At 67.7% G+C, this 13,106-nt stretch carries 12 protein-coding genes; 6 read left to right on the plus strand and 6 right to left on the minus strand.

The features are described 5' to 3' along the window. Nucleotides 1–116: 116 nt before the first annotated feature. A complete protein-coding gene (locus CFB46_RS22465; RefSeq protein WP_027782408.1) occupies nucleotides 117–1,649 on the minus strand; it encodes a sensor domain-containing diguanylate cyclase in 1,533 nt (510 codons plus the stop codon). 589 nt (nucleotides 1,650–2,238) lie between these two features. On the opposite strand from CFB46_RS22465, the gene CFB46_RS22470 reads away from it, so the two are divergent. The 4 genes from CFB46_RS22470 (at nucleotide 2,239) to CFB46_RS22485 (ending at nucleotide 6,297) form a co-directional block, all read left to right on the plus strand. Then, nucleotides 2,239–3,774, plus strand: coding sequence for an amino acid permease (locus CFB46_RS22470; protein WP_027782409.1), 1,536 nt, complete (start codon nucleotides 2,239–2,241; stop codon nucleotides 3,772–3,774). 264 nt (nucleotides 3,775–4,038) lie between these two features. Further along, a complete protein-coding gene (locus CFB46_RS22475) occupies nucleotides 4,039–4,284 on the plus strand; it encodes a DUF3717 domain-containing protein (RefSeq protein WP_012338561.1) in 246 nt (81 codons plus the stop codon). A 188-nt stretch (nucleotides 4,285–4,472) separates the two neighbouring features. Continuing rightward, nucleotides 4,473–5,390 (plus strand): LysR family transcriptional regulator, encoded by a 918-nt coding sequence (locus CFB46_RS22480; protein ID WP_027782410.1) that lies wholly within the window; start codon nucleotides 4,473–4,475, stop codon nucleotides 5,388–5,390. Nucleotides 5,391–5,499: 109 nt separating this feature from the next. After that, on the plus strand, nucleotides 5,500–6,297 hold the full coding sequence (locus CFB46_RS22485; protein ID WP_089501334.1) for an alpha/beta fold hydrolase: 798 nt from the start codon (nucleotides 5,500–5,502) through the stop codon (nucleotides 6,295–6,297). Nucleotides 6,298–6,339: 42 nt separating this feature from the next. Here the strand turns inward: CFB46_RS22485 and CFB46_RS22490 are convergent, their stop codons facing one another. The 3 genes from CFB46_RS22490 to CFB46_RS22500 all read right to left on the minus strand — a co-directional run bounded on the left by CFB46_RS22490 (nucleotide 6,340) and on the right by CFB46_RS22500 (nucleotide 9,160). Beyond that, on the minus strand, nucleotides 6,340–6,693 hold the full coding sequence (locus CFB46_RS22490) for a hypothetical protein (RefSeq protein ID WP_027782412.1): 354 nt from the start codon (nucleotides 6,691–6,693) through the stop codon (nucleotides 6,340–6,342). 177 nt (nucleotides 6,694–6,870) lie between these two features. Next, the gene (locus CFB46_RS22495; protein ID WP_089501335.1) at nucleotides 6,871–8,523 is read right to left on the minus strand and encodes a PqiB family protein; all 1,653 of its coding nucleotides are present in this window, start codon (nucleotides 8,521–8,523) and stop codon (nucleotides 6,871–6,873) included. Then, entirely contained in the window at nucleotides 8,498–9,160 is a 663-nt protein-coding gene (locus tag CFB46_RS22500) for a DUF3313 domain-containing protein (RefSeq protein ID WP_027782413.1), read from the minus strand. The genes CFB46_RS22495 and CFB46_RS22500 overlap by 26 nt, the downstream gene beginning before the upstream one ends. Before the next feature lie 376 nt (nucleotides 9,161–9,536). On the opposite strand from CFB46_RS22500, the gene CFB46_RS22505 reads away from it, so the two are divergent. Next, on the plus strand, nucleotides 9,537–10,151 hold the full coding sequence (locus CFB46_RS22505) for a TetR family transcriptional regulator (protein ID WP_089501336.1): 615 nt from the start codon (nucleotides 9,537–9,539) through the stop codon (nucleotides 10,149–10,151). Between the two features lie 114 nt (nucleotides 10,152–10,265). Here CFB46_RS22505 and CFB46_RS22510 read toward each other — a convergent pair whose 3' ends face one another. Further along, nucleotides 10,266–10,886 (minus strand): TetR/AcrR family transcriptional regulator, encoded by a 621-nt coding sequence (locus CFB46_RS22510; protein WP_089501337.1) that lies wholly within the window; start codon nucleotides 10,884–10,886, stop codon nucleotides 10,266–10,268. Nucleotides 10,887–10,979: 93 nt separating this feature from the next. Here CFB46_RS22510 and CFB46_RS22515 point away from each other — a divergent pair, with 93 nt between their 5' ends. Beyond that, nucleotides 10,980–12,221 carry a glycosyltransferase gene (locus CFB46_RS22515; protein ID WP_089501338.1) on the plus strand — a complete coding sequence of 414 codons (1,242 nt, stop codon included), beginning with the start codon at nucleotides 10,980–10,982 and terminating at the stop codon, nucleotides 12,219–12,221. A gap of 15 nt (nucleotides 12,222–12,236) precedes the next feature. Here CFB46_RS22515 and hutC read toward each other — a convergent pair whose 3' ends face one another. Then, nucleotides 12,237–12,932 carry a histidine utilization repressor gene (hutC, locus tag CFB46_RS22520; RefSeq protein WP_089501339.1) on the minus strand — a complete coding sequence of 232 codons (696 nt, stop codon included), beginning with the start codon at nucleotides 12,930–12,932 and terminating at the stop codon, nucleotides 12,237–12,239. Nucleotides 12,933–13,106 lie beyond the last annotated feature (174 nt).

The following is a 13,106-nucleotide window of genomic DNA, read 5'->3' on the forward strand; positions in this document are numbered from 1 at the left end:
GCGCAGCTGACGTAACGCTAGCCGAACGCGTGCGGGCTGTCCACGGCGCGGCAGAGTGGCCGCATCAGATCACGCGGCCGGTCGTATCAAGGCGCATCAAGGCGCATCGCGGCGCCTCACGCGTCGGCCCCGCTCGATTGCGCGTCCAGCACGCGGTTGCGGCCGCCGGACTTCGCGCGGTACAGCGCTTCGTCGGCGCGCCGCAGCAGCGTCGCGGCGTTCGTCCGGCCGTCGGCGGCGGTGGCCGTGCCGATGCTGGCCGTGACGCGCCCGTACGGGCTTTTCACGTGTTCGATGTCGAGCCCCGCGATCGCGCGCCGGATGCCTTCGGCGACGGTTGCCGCGCCCGGCGCGTCGGTGTCGGGCAGCGTGACGACGAATTCCTCGCCGCCGTAGCGCGCGACGTGATCGCTGTCGCGGCGCAGGCAGCGCGACAGCGAGTGCGCGACCTGGCGCAGCACATCGTCGCCGGCGGGGTGGCCGTAGTAGTCGTTGAACGCCTTGAAGTGATCGACGTCGACGAACAGCACGGACAGCGGGCGGCCGCTGCGCGACGCGCGCTGCGCCTCCTTCGCGAGCACCGTGTCGAACGTGCCGCGGTTGTCGAGACCCGTCAGCGAATCGGTGTGGGCGAGCCGGTACAGCTTCGATTCGGCGTCCTGCCGGCGCTTCAGCTCGCGCGACAGCGCGAGCGAGCCCCACGCGATGAACGCCGTGAACAGGCCCATCAGCACGACGGTCCAGATCGCGCGGTGGCGCCACGACGCGTAGATGTCGATCTCGGCGGGCGCGACGTCGACGATCAGCGGCAGCCCGGCGAGATGCTTGTAGACATAGATGCGCCGCACGCCGTCGATGGCGCCGACACCGGTCAGCTCGCCGTCGCGGCTGCGCTGCGCGTCGATGAACAGCGGCGAGTCGTGGAGGTCGAGGCCGACCACCCGCGTGTCGTACGGCAGGCGCGACACGAGCGCGCCGTTGTCCTCGACGATGGCCGCGCTGCCGTGCCGGCCGACCGCGAGGCCGTCGAGCAGCGCGCGGAAGTAGTCGATGCTGAGCGTGCCGACGACGACGCCGCCGAACGTGCCGTCGGGCCGGTCGATCCGGCGGCTCAGCGCGATCGTCAGCGCGCCGCCGCGCAGCCGCGACGCGTACGGCCGGCTGATGTAGAGATTGGGGACGTGCCGGTCGCGATGCACGGCGAAATAGTCGCGGTCGGCGAAATTGCCTTGCCGTGCGGGCGATGCGCTGGAATCGATCGCGATATTGCCGTGCGCATCCATCACGAAAATCGAGCCGAGATATGCGCCGGTCGCCGCGCGATCGAACAGCAGCCGGTGGCGCTGGCGCGGCGGCAATGTCATCAGTTCCGGATCGGCCACGCCGTCGACGACGTTTTGCAGCGACAAATCGTAGAGTTCGATATTGCGCGCGATATCGCGTTCGATCAGCAGCATCAGGTTGCGCGCATTTTCGACCGCATGGTCATACGCGTCGCGCCGTGCCTCGATTAATAGCGACGTGGAAAGTCCCCAACTGAACATCAGCAGGACGATGCCCGCCACGAGTACGCCGCGGGGCGACAGAATGCGTGCCACGATCGACGCGGTATGGCGGCGCAGCGTGGCGGGCAGCGGGAATGACTTCATCCTCGGGAGTCGGGGGCGGCGGTTACTCGCGTCGTTGGCGGTGCCGTGCGCTGATTATTTCGAATTAAACGTCATTATCCCGCGAATTTCTGAATTTCGTGTGCGCATGCAAAACATGCATGCGGAGACGGCGATTCGAAACGGTTACGCATCATTACCGCATTGCGCGCGGGCGATTTGATTTGAATCAATGAGCAGTGTCGGTCTTTTTGTCTGATTAATGGCGCGTCGATCGGTCGATTTTGCGTATTGACGCTGTATTTGGCGGATCGGGACAGGATCAGGTGCTGACGGGAAGAAATGAAAAATCGAATGACCCGTACGGAATCGGGGCTTTAACGACGGCGAGCGGCAGGGGCCGCGCCCGATGCGGCCAACCCGCTGATTCCGCGAAATCTCGGGCATGGCGGCGGGCGGGGCGACCTCAGCTGTCCCCCCTGTCGAATCAGGTAGAATCCGCGCTTCGCCGCAGGCGCCCGCCGCGCAACGCGTATCGGGGCCGCATCGAATGCATCGCAGGACGCGCTCCGCGCTCCGATTCCGCATGCGCCGGCTCCGGATGCCGGCCCGCTCAACGTTCGTGTCGTTTATGTCCGCCATTCCGAATTCCGACCCACCCGGTTCGTCCGCGAACCCACCCAAGCTTCATCGCGCGCTGAAGGCGCGCCACCTGACGATGATCGCCATCGGCGGCTCGATCGGCACGGGCCTGTTCGTCGCATCCGGCGCGTCGATCTCGCAGGCCGGCCCCGGCGGCGCGATGGTCGCGTACATGCTGATCGGCCTGATGGTCTACTTCCTGATGACGAGCCTCGGCGAGATGGCCGCGTTCATGCCGGTGTCGGGCTCGTTCGCGACCTACGGCGCGAAATACGTGGACGAAGGCTTCGGCTTCGCGCTCGGCTGGAACTACTGGTACAACTGGGCGGTGACGATCGCGGTGGAACTCGTGGCCGCGCAGCTCGTGATGCACTACTGGTTTCCGGACGTGCCGGGCGTGTGGTGGAGCGCGGCGTTCCTCGCCGTGATGTTCCTGCTCAACGCGCTCACCGTGCGCGGTTTCGGCGAAGCCGAATACTGGTTCGCGCTGATCAAGGTAGTCACCGTGGTCGCATTCATCGGCGTCGGGCTGCTGATGATCTTCGGCATTCTGAAGGGCGCGCCGGCCAACGGCTGGGGCAACCTGACGATCGGCGACGCACCGTTCGCGGGCGGCCTGCCGGCGCTGATGGGCGTCGCGATGATCGCGGGCTTCTCGTTCCAGGGCACCGAGCTGATCGGTGTCGCGGCCGGCGAATCGGAGCACCCGCGCACGACGATCCCGCGCGCGGTGAAGCAGATCTTCTGGCGCATCCTGCTGTTCTACGTGTTCGCGATCTTCGTGATCGGCGTGCTGATTCCGTATACCGACCCGAACCTGCTGAAGACGGACGTGACCGACATCGGCGTGAGCCCGTTTACGCTCGTGTTCCGCCACGCGGGCCTCGCCTTCGCGGCCGGCGTGATGAACGCGGTGATCCTGACGGCCGTGCTGTCGGCCGGCAACTCGGGCATGTACGCGTCGACGCGGATGCTCTACAACCTCGCCACCGAAGGCCGCGCGCCGAAGGTGTTCGCGAAGCTGTCGCCCGGCGGCGTGCCGCGCAATGCGCTGTATGCGACCACCGCCGTCGGCGCGCTGTGCTTCTTCACGTCGCTGTACGGCGACAAGACCGTGTACCTGTGGCTGCTGAACACGTCGGGGATGACGGGCTTCATCGCATGGCTCGGCATCGCGGTCAGCCACTACCGGTTCCGCAAGGGCTACGTGAAGCAGGGGTATTCGCTCGACCAGTTGCCGTACCAGTCGAAGTGGTTCCCGTTCGGCCCGCTGTTCGCGTTCGTACTGTGTCTCGTGATCGCGCTCGGCCAGGACTATCAGGCGTTCCTCGCGAACCGGATCGACTGGGCCGGCGTGGTCGCGACCTATGTCGGCATTCCGCTGTTCGTCGTCGTGTGGCTCGGCTTCCGGTTCCTGAAGAAGAGCCGGTTCGTGCGCTACGAAGACATGGAGATCGCGCCGTGGATCGCCGCGAGCCGCGGCGCGCAGCGGCAGCCGGTGGCGAACCGCGAAACCGCGGGCTGACGCCGGCGCGGCAGCGGCCGCGCGACGGTACGACGAAACGGGAAGCCTTGTGCTTCCCGTTTTTTTTGCCCGGCTTTTGCCTGCACGGGGTCAAAGCCGGTTATATTGCCCGACCCTACCGGGCCGTGGTCCGGCCGGCGCGACAGGCGCAGCGCGGATCGGCATCCGGCGCGCGCGGCGCGCGGCGGCCGGCGAGCGGCCCGGCGTTTTCATCGTTCCATCCGGGCCGGCACGGCCCGCGGAGCGCGCAATCCAGAGGAATCCATGAGCGCATCACCCGCCGAGCGGAAGGCCGGACCCGTTTCCATCGTGCGAATCGAAGCCGCGATCAACGCGTGGCGCGAAGTGTACCCGCCGGCGCCGGACGGCGAGGACGGCTACGCGCTCGACGCCGGCAGCAACTGCCTGGCCGAGCTGTACGGCACGATGATCTGCTATCAGTTGCCCGACGTGCCGCTCGACTCGCTGAGCCACGAGCAACGCGACGCGCTGTACGCGACCGAGGTGTGATGCGCGGTCGCGCCGCCGCCGCGAGGCGGCGATGAAACGACGGGAAGCTCGCGGGCTTCCCGTTTTGCTTTGGGCGGCGCCGTGATGGCGTGAAGCGGCGCACGTGGCGGTCGCCCCCGCCTGCGGTATCGTGACGACATCATCCGGCCGGAGTGGGGCGCCGGATCGCTCGCCGGGAGGCATCGAACATGGAGTTGAGACATCTCCGCTACTTCGTCGCGGTAGCCGAAGAGCGGAATTTCACGCGGGCGGCGGAACGGCTGCATATCGCGCAACCGCCGCTGAGCCGGCAGATCCAGCAGCTCGAGGAAGCGCTCGGCGTGCCGCTGTTCGAGCGCAACGCGCGGCCGCTGAAGCTGACCGATGCCGGGCGCTTCTTCTATTCGCACGCGGTGCAGCTGCTCGCGCAGACGACCGAGCTCGAATCGATGACGAAGCGGGTCGGCAAGATCGAGCGCAGCATGTCGGTCGGTTTCGTCGGCTCGACGCTGTACGGCATGCTGCCGAAGATCATCCGGCGCTTTCGCAGCGAATATCCGGCCGTCGAACTGAGCCTGCACGAGATGTCGACGATGGACCAGATCAAGGCGCTGAAGGAAGGGCGCATCGACGTCGGGTTCGGGCGCATCCGCCACGAGGATCCGAGCGTGCGGCGCGTCGTGCTGCGCGAGGAGCGGATGATCGTCGCGCTGCCGCTCGGCCACGTGCTCGAGAACGCGAAACCGGTGCTGTCGCTGCACGATCTCGTCAACGACACGCTGATCATCTTTCCGAAGGCGCCGCGCCCGAGCTACGCGGACCAGGTGCTCGCGGCCTTCCACGATCGCGCGCTGCAACCGCGCAGGATCTACGAGACGCGCGAGTTGCAGATCGCGCTCGGCCTTGTCGCGATGGGCGAGGGCGTGTCGGTCGTGCCGCACAGCGTGTACGGGCTGAAGCGCGACGACATCAGCTACAAGCCGCTCGACGATCCGAACCTCGTCTCGCCGATCATCATGAGCATGCGCGCGCTCGACGAATCCGAGGACATCCGCGCGATGCAGGCGCTGATCTACCGGCTGTACGACGAAGCGCAGATGGAGTATCTGCCGCCGCAGCCCGAATGAGCGCGCGGGCGGTAAGGGCATGCTTGACGCTGCGCGCGCCGGCGGGCCACCATGTCCCGATTCGATGCGGCCGCCGACGCGCGGCCGCTTTCATGCAGACGACCGACACATGACCGATATCGTGACCGAGGAGACAATCATCGAGACGCCGCAAGGGCGTCTCTTTGCGAAACGCTGGCGTGCGGGGCCGGCGCGGCACGCGGCCGCGCCGATCGTGCTGCTCCACGATTCGCTCGGCTGCGTCGACCTGTGGCGCGACTTTCCCGCGCAGCTCGCACGCGCGACGCAACGCGACGTGATCGCCTACGACCGCCTCGGTTTCGGCCGCTCGGACCGTCATCCGGGCACGCTCGGTACGACGTTCGTGCGCGACGAGGCCGACCATGCGTTCGCGGCGGTACTGGAACGGCTCGGCGTCGATGCGTTCGTCGCATTCGGGCACAGCGTCGGCGGCGGGATGGCGGTCGGCTGTGCGGCCGTGCATCCGGCGCGGTGCCGCGCGCTCGTGACGGTCGCCGCGCAGGCGTTCGTCGAGGAGCGCACGCTGGCCGGCATTCGCGACGCGGGGCGGCAGTTCGACGAACCGGGGCAGCTCGACCGGCTCGCGCGCTATCACGGCGACAAGGCCGAATGGGTGCTGCGCGCGTGGGTCGACACGTGGCTGTCGCCGGCGTTTCGCGACTGGAATCTCGACGACGATTTGCCGCGCGTGCAGTGTGCGACGCTCGCGATTCACGGCGAAGACGACGAATACGGGTCGGACGTGCATCCGAAGCGGATCGCCGCGCGCGTCGCCGGGCCGTCGTCGTTCCTGTTGCTCGCCCGCTGCGGACACATGCCGCACCGCGAGCGGACGGACGACGTGCTGGCCGCCGTCGCGAAGTTCCTGCGCGACGCGCTCGCCTGAGCGCGCCACTGCCATTGCCAGCGGGCGCGTGCCCGCCGGCCGTCAGAACGCAAGCTGGATCGCGAGATCGATCGCCAGCAGCGCGATCGAGCAGCCGATGCCGAGAATCACGTTCGGCAAGCGATGCTCGAAATCGCGATGATCCTTGCGCATCGCGGCGCCGAGCAGGAAGATCGCCTCGACGACGATCTGCAGCCCGACGAACAGCAGCATCAGCAGATACTCGTAGCCCATCTGCTTGAACGCGACGAATTGCATCCCGTGATCGCGGATCCACTGGCCGACGCGCAGCAGTTCGTAGACGAACAGCAACGCGGGGAACAGGTAACTGATGATGTAGGTCGGCGCGGTGGCGTGCCGTAGTTCGAGATGGAAGTGCTGATGCGTGGTGGCCATCACAACCCTCCTTGCAACGCATGATTGCGGTCGCGACGGCGGCGCGATCGCGTGCAAACGTCGGGGTTACCCGATGCCCAGTGCGCAGCCGTACGACATCAGCATACTGCTGCGCGGGGAATTTGGCATGCGATGCGTGCGATCGTCGTAAAAATGCCGATGCGGGGCGCGACGGGTTCACCGTGGCGTACTCGCCGGATGCGGTGCGCGATCGGGTTGCGCGATGCCTGATGCGCTCGGCCGCAACCATTCCGGATGCTGCTCCATTTCATCGGCCAACGCGCGCAGCGCGCGCGACGTGCGCGCGAATTGTGTCAGCGTACGGCGGACGTTCGATGTACCCGCACCCTTTTCCCCGAGCATGGCCTGCGCGACCATGAACGCCTGTCGCGCGGTGCCCAGCGCGCCATGGGCCTGCGGCGCGAGTTCGGTATCGAGGCGGGCGAACAGCGCGTCGGTGTTCGCGAGCGCGACGTTCAGGTCCGCGCCCATCCGGTCGAGCGGCAATCGGGAAAATGTGCCGGCGATATCGGCAATCTGATCGCGCAGCACGTCGAGCGTACCGGGCACGGTCGGCAATGCAATCGGCTCGCGAGTCGTATCGACCGACGCGTGCGGCGCGTGCGGAAACATGTCGAGCGCGACATACGAGCGGTTGGCGATCGGATTGCCGATGCGCAACTGGCCGCGCAAGCCGCGCGCGACGAGCGTATGCAACAGCGCCTTGCCGGCAGCGGAATCGCCGTTGCCGAGGACGTCGCGGTAGCGCTGCCCGAGGCGATCGGGGTAGAGAGTCATCGTCACGCGCATCGTGACGTCGCCGCGTGCCGCGTCGTATTCGGTGCCGACGGCCGTCACGTTGCCGAGCTCGATCCCGCGGAAATCCACCGGCGCGCCGACCTCGAGCCCGCGCAGCGAGCGGTCGAAACGCATCACCACCGGCGCGGCCGGTGCATTCGGCGTGCGCATCGCGTCGAGTTCGTCGTCGGCCACGCGAAAGCGCGCGCCATCGGGTGCCGCGGCGATCGACGTGCGTCCCGGCGGCGACGCGAATGCGAGCGCGCCGGCGAGCAGCGCGGCGATCGACGGCGTGCCGAGCTTCATGCCGCCCGCGTCGAGCTGCACGCCGAGGCCGCCGGCCTGCCACCAGCGCGCATCGGCATCGACGTATCGATCGAACGGCGCGGCGACGAACACGTCGATCGATACGCCGTGCCCGTCGGCGTCCAGCGCATAACCGACGACCTGGCCGACGCGCGCGCGCCGGTGATAGACCGGCGAGCCGATCGCGACGGAGCCGAGCGAGGTTGCGCGCAACGTGTAGTGACGACCGCCGCCTTCGGCGACCGGCGGTGCGTCGAGCCCGGCGAACGCGGTGCGCGGATTGTGCGAATGGCCGACGGCCGCCGCGATGTACGCGCCCGACCGCATCGAATCGAGACCGGATACGCCGTCGGGCCCGAGGCGCGGCCGCACGATCCAGAAGCGTGTGTCGGCCACGGCCAATGCGCGTGCGTCGGTGTCCAGCCGCACGTCGATCGTCACGCCCGGTTGCCCGCGCCGTGTACGAACACGCGTGACGCGGCCGATTTCGACATTGCGCAGCCGCAGCGCCGATCGCCCGGCTTCCAGTCCGTCGGCGGTCGCGAACGCAATCGTGAGCGTCGGCCCGCGGCTGCCGAACAACGACACGCCCCACGCGAGACAGCACGCAGCGGCCGCGAGCGGCACGATCCAGACGATCGCCGCACGCGGCCAGCGGGCACGCCACGGTGCAATACGCGCCGACGTGCGCCCGCGGCGTTCAGTCGAATTGCGCGACGAGCGCATCGGCACCCTTGTCGATTCCGGTTTTTGCCGCGCCGAGCGCACCGAAACTCGCGCCGATGTTCATCGCGTTCGGATACTGCTTCGTCACGTACGCGCTGATCAGCCGGTTCGTCGACGCATCGCGGATCTCCACCGCGTAGATGACCGAGCCCGTGAACGCCCCTTCGCGACCGCGGATCGCCTGCACGCCGTTGTAGACGTTCCCCGCGAGATCGAAATGCGCGAACGCACCGGCGAACGTCGTCGTCGTCACGGCGCCCGTCAGCGTCAGTTTCACGCGCAGCGTGTCGGGGCCCGGCGTGCCCGTCAGCTCGAAGCGCTTGCCGAGCTTCTTCGCGAACGTGTCGCCCATGTACGCGGCAAGCGTCGACTTGTCCTGCTCGGTCAGGTCGCCGAACTGATGATCGGCGCCGCGATAGACGGCCACCGGATCGAGGATCAGCTTCCGGTACGTGTGCCAGTCCGCCGGCAGCGCGTAGCGGTAGGGCATGCGCCCGGACTTGTCCTGCGGATCGCTGCGCAGATACGGCGACGATTCGATACCGCTGTAGCGGGCGGGCTGAACGCCGGCGCATCCGGCGAGCGCGACGCACAGCGCGGCGTTGAGCAGGTGGCTGGGCTTGATCGATCGGTTCATCTGATTCTCCGGGGTCGGGATTCGCGCCGGCGGGGCCGACACGAAAGGTGGTGCAACAGGGGCGGCAACGCCGCTCGGATTTGCAAAAAAAACCAACTAGGCGGTTTGTTTTTAGGGCGTAATACGGGCAATGAATCGCGGGAGCGGCAGGCCGTCCGATAAAGGTGAGCGGCCGGAAAGCCGCGCCCTGCGGGCCTCCCGTCGCGTCACGTGATGTGAGACGCGGCCCGTCATTCGGCCAGGGTCGATGCGGGAGCCGATCGTAGCACCGCCATTTTCATATGTAAACCGACCAGGCGGTTTGTTTGTGATAAACTCCGCGCACTGTCTTCATGCGGCTCGGCCGCGTGGCCTCATTCCATACCGGGAAAACTTCATGGACAACCCGACGCGTTCCGAGCGAACGCGCACTGCCGCGATCCAGGCGGCGCTCGCGATCCTCGAGCGCGACGGCCCGGGCAAGCTCACGTTCGATGCGATTTCGCGCGAAAGCGGCATCAGCAAGGGCGGGCTGATGCATCAGTTCCGCACGAAAGGCGATGTGCTGAATGCATTGATGGAACATCAGCAGGACACCTACCAACGTTTCCAGCGCGACTATCTGGCCGCGCGCGACCCGGGCGAAGCGCAGCCGACGCTGGCCGCGCAGATCGCGACGATGCGTGAAGTGATCGACCAGCAGCCGTCGGCGGCGCTGGCGATCATGGCGGCGCTGGTCGAGGATCCCGCGCCGCTGCAGAAGGTGCGCGAGACCGATGCCGAGAACGTGAAGCGGATCACGGCCGAATCCGGCGATCCCGAGCTCGCGCTGCTGCGATGGAAAGCGGCGTGGGGGCTCGCGTTATCGGCGATGTTCGGGCTGTGTCCGCTGTCGGCCGACGAGCGCGCGAGGCTATTCGACCGGCTGCTCGACGAGACGCAATGGCCGTCGGGCGGCGGCGATGCCGCGCCACGCGGTGCGCCGGCGGTGAAAGCGCCGCGGAAAAAATGAAGCGCGCGTTCGTCGTATGCGGCGTGGCGGTCGCCCGTTTCGGGCGCTCGCTGCTCGCGGTCGTGCTCGGGCGCTTGTAAAAGCGTGACGCACACGCACGCTCGCATGCGTGCGTCAGCGTTTGGCTTCCGCGCCTTCGACAAACAGCTTCGCGACCGACTGAAACTCCCGTTTCAGCGACAGCCCCGGCACGGTCAGCCAGCGCAGCATCGCCGCGAGATACAGGTGATGGAACCAGGTTGCGAGCTGATCGGCCCGCAGCGTGCGGTTCAGCTCGCCAGCCTGCTGCCCGGCGGCGATCAGTTGCTGCCACACCCATGCGATATCGCTGCCGTTCTCTCCCGCACGCCCCGGTTCGGCAGCGCCGATGCTCAGGAAGCGGTGCCGCAGGTAGGCGAGCAGGTACGCCGGATGGTGTTCGCACCAGGCGGCCGACGCATCGAGCACGCAGCCGATGCGCGACGCGAAGGTCTTGCGCCGCGCGACGTCGCGCTGCAAATGCGCGAGATCGCGCGCGAGTTCGCCTTCGAGCCAGTGCGCGAGCACGGCTTCCTTCGTCGGAAAGTGGTTGTACAGCGTGCGTTTCGCGACATCGGCCTGCGCGGCGATCTGCTCCATCGTGACGGCATCGTAGCCGTGCGCATCGAACAGGCGCGCGCCGGTCTCGGCGAGATGCGCGAGCATCTGGATGCGCTTGCGCGCGCGGCGGCCCGGATCGTCGGTCGAAATCGTCATGGCAGGGGATTGACTGAAAGTGTACGGATTGCATTAGTATACGACGTGCAATTTTACGAATCCAACCTTTATGCCGTGTACGAGGAGCCCCGCATGAAACTCGTCATCGTCACCTACGGCACCGAAGGCGACACGCGTCCGCTCGCGGCGCTGGGCCGCGCGCTGCTGGATGCCGGTCACGACGTCCGGCTGCTGGCGGATGCGGCGACGCTCGGCTCGGCCGCCGCGCTCGGCGTGCCGTCGGCGCCGCTGTCCGGCGATATCCGTCGCGCGATTGCGCCGGAAGGCGCGTTGGCCGACGCGGTGCGCGGGCGCGGCGGCTTCGGCGATACATCGAAGGCGCTCGCGGCGATCGCGAACGCGAACACGGCCGCATGGATGCGCGAAGTGGCGGACGCATCGGCCGGGTGCGACGCGCTTCTCGTGTCGGGGCTCGCGTCGTTCGTCGGGTTGTCGGTCGCCGAGTATCGCGGTATACCGGCGATCGGCGCGGGCATGATCCCGATCACGCCGACCGCCGAATTCGCGTCGCCGTTCCTGCCGCCGGGAAAGGTGCCGCGCTGGCTGAATCGCGCGAGCCATCGGCTCGTGAATGCGCTGCTATGGCAGGCGTTCAGGAAGTCGACCAATGCCGCGCGCGCCAGCGTATGCGGATTGCCGCCGCGCAAGCACGTGTGGACCGATCATCCGATGCTGTATGGCGTGTCGCCGGCGCTGCTGTCCGGCCCGGCCGACTGGCCGGCGAACGTGCAGGCATGCGGCCAGTGGCGGATCGAGGCGCGTGCCTGGGCGCCGCCGCCGGAACTGTCGGCGTTTCTCGACGCGGGCGAGCCGCCCGTGTACATCGGTTTCGGCAGCATGGCCGGCTTCGATCGTGCGGCGATGGCCATGGCGCTGACGCAGGCGCTGGCCGGCCGGCGCGCGCTGTTCTATCCGGGCTGGAGCGGCATCGATGCATCGCTGCTGCCGGCGCACGTTCACGTAATCGGCGACACGCCGCACGACTGGCTGTTCCCGCGCGTCGCGATGGCGATTCATCACGGCGGCTCGGGCACCACGCATTCGGCTGCGCGGGCCGGCATTGCGTCGGTGGTCGTGCCGTTCGCGGGCGATCAGTTCTTCTGGGCGAACCGGCTGCAACGGCTCGGTGTCGCGGATGCGCCGGTCGCGGGGCGGCGCGTGGACGCTGCCGCGCTGGCGCGGGCGATCGCGTTTGCCGAACGAGGCGAGACGAAGGCGCGTGCGATGCAACTCGGTGCGCGCCTCGCGCAGGAAGACGGGTTGAAGCGGGCCGTCAGTGCGATCGAACGCTGGGGACAACCGCGCGAGAGGTGAGCCCGCGCAGCGGCATCAGAAATGCCCGGTGAACCGGTAACGGCTGCCCGGGTGCCACAGATTCGCGACCGACGCGACCATCCCCTGCGACCACGTGCGCCGATGCAGCAGCAGGCACGGCTCGCGATCCTCCATCGTCAGGTGGCGGCGTGTTTCCGCGTCGGGCATCGCGGCCTCGATCCGGTATTCGACGCGCTGCAGCGGTGCGACGCGCGTCAGGTACTGGTTCGGCGTCGTCGTCGTGAAGTCCTGCAGCGCGTATTCGGGCGCGCAGGCCGGGTTGACCCAGCGTTCCTCGAGTTGCACGGGCGTGTCGTTCTCGAAATGCAGCACGCGCGAATGAAAGATCGGGCTGCCGGTGTCGAGCCGCAGTTCGTCGGCGAGCTTCGCGTCGGCGATGGCCGCGCCGACCTGCAGCACCTGCGCGCGATAGCCGTGGCCGCGCGCGGCGACTTCATCGGAGATGCTGCGGATCGCGACGAGCGTCGATTCGTATTTCGGCGACGCGACATAAGTGCCGGAGCCGCGCGTGCGCGTGAGCACCTGTTCGGCCGTCAGCTCGCGCAGCGCGCGGTTGACGGTCATTCGCGCGACGTTGAATTCGCGCGCGAGCTCGTTCTCCGACGGCACCTGGTCGCCTTCCGCCCATTCGCCGGCATGAATGCGCGCGAGGATGAAGTCCTTGATTTCCTGATAGATCGGTGTGGTCATGGGATCACGATTCGAGAGTCGGCAGCGGCCCGCCGCCGAATGTCGATCCGGCGCGCGCCCGGCGCCGAGTGTACCGGTTTCGCGAGCGCACGGGCCCGGATTCCCGGAATCATCCCTGTTCGGCCGGCGCGCGTCCATGCGGCGTCGCGGCCCGCCATCTGCTGACGGAACGGC

This window comes from Burkholderia sp. HI2761 (assembly GCF_002223355.1).
Taxonomy (GTDB): Bacteria; Pseudomonadota; Gammaproteobacteria; order Burkholderiales; family Burkholderiaceae; genus Burkholderia.

Coding starts and splice junctions, on each gene's coding strand:
- CFB46_RS22500 (WP_027782413.1), bottom strand. CDS start 9,160: ATGAACCGATCGATCAAGCCCAGCCACCTGCTCAACGCCGCGCTGTGC.
- CFB46_RS22465 (WP_027782408.1), bottom strand. CDS start 1,649: ATGAAGTCATTCCCGCTGCCCGCCACGCTGCGCCGCCATACCGCGTCG.
- hutC (WP_089501339.1), bottom strand. CDS start 12,932: ATGACCACACCGATCTATCAGGAAATCAAGGACTTCATCCTCGCGCGC.
- CFB46_RS22490 (WP_027782412.1), bottom strand. CDS start 6,693: ATGGCCACCACGCATCAGCACTTCCATCTCGAACTACGGCACGCCACC.
- CFB46_RS22510 (WP_089501337.1), bottom strand. CDS start 10,886: ATGACGATTTCGACCGACGATCCGGGCCGCCGCGCGCGCAAGCGCATC.
- CFB46_RS22495 (WP_089501335.1), bottom strand. CDS start 8,523: ATGCGCTCGTCGCGCAATTCGACTGAACGCCGCGGGCGCACGTCGGCG.
- CFB46_RS22505 (WP_089501336.1), top strand. CDS start 9,537: ATGGACAACCCGACGCGTTCCGAGCGAACGCGCACTGCCGCGATCCAG.
- CFB46_RS22470 (WP_027782409.1), top strand. CDS start 2,239: ATGTCCGCCATTCCGAATTCCGACCCACCCGGTTCGTCCGCGAACCCA.
- CFB46_RS22475 (WP_012338561.1), top strand. CDS start 4,039: ATGAGCGCATCACCCGCCGAGCGGAAGGCCGGACCCGTTTCCATCGTG.
- CFB46_RS22485 (WP_089501334.1), top strand. CDS start 5,500: ATGACCGATATCGTGACCGAGGAGACAATCATCGAGACGCCGCAAGGG.
- CFB46_RS22515 (WP_089501338.1), top strand. CDS start 10,980: ATGAAACTCGTCATCGTCACCTACGGCACCGAAGGCGACACGCGTCCG.
- CFB46_RS22480 (WP_027782410.1), top strand. CDS start 4,473: ATGGAGTTGAGACATCTCCGCTACTTCGTCGCGGTAGCCGAAGAGCGG.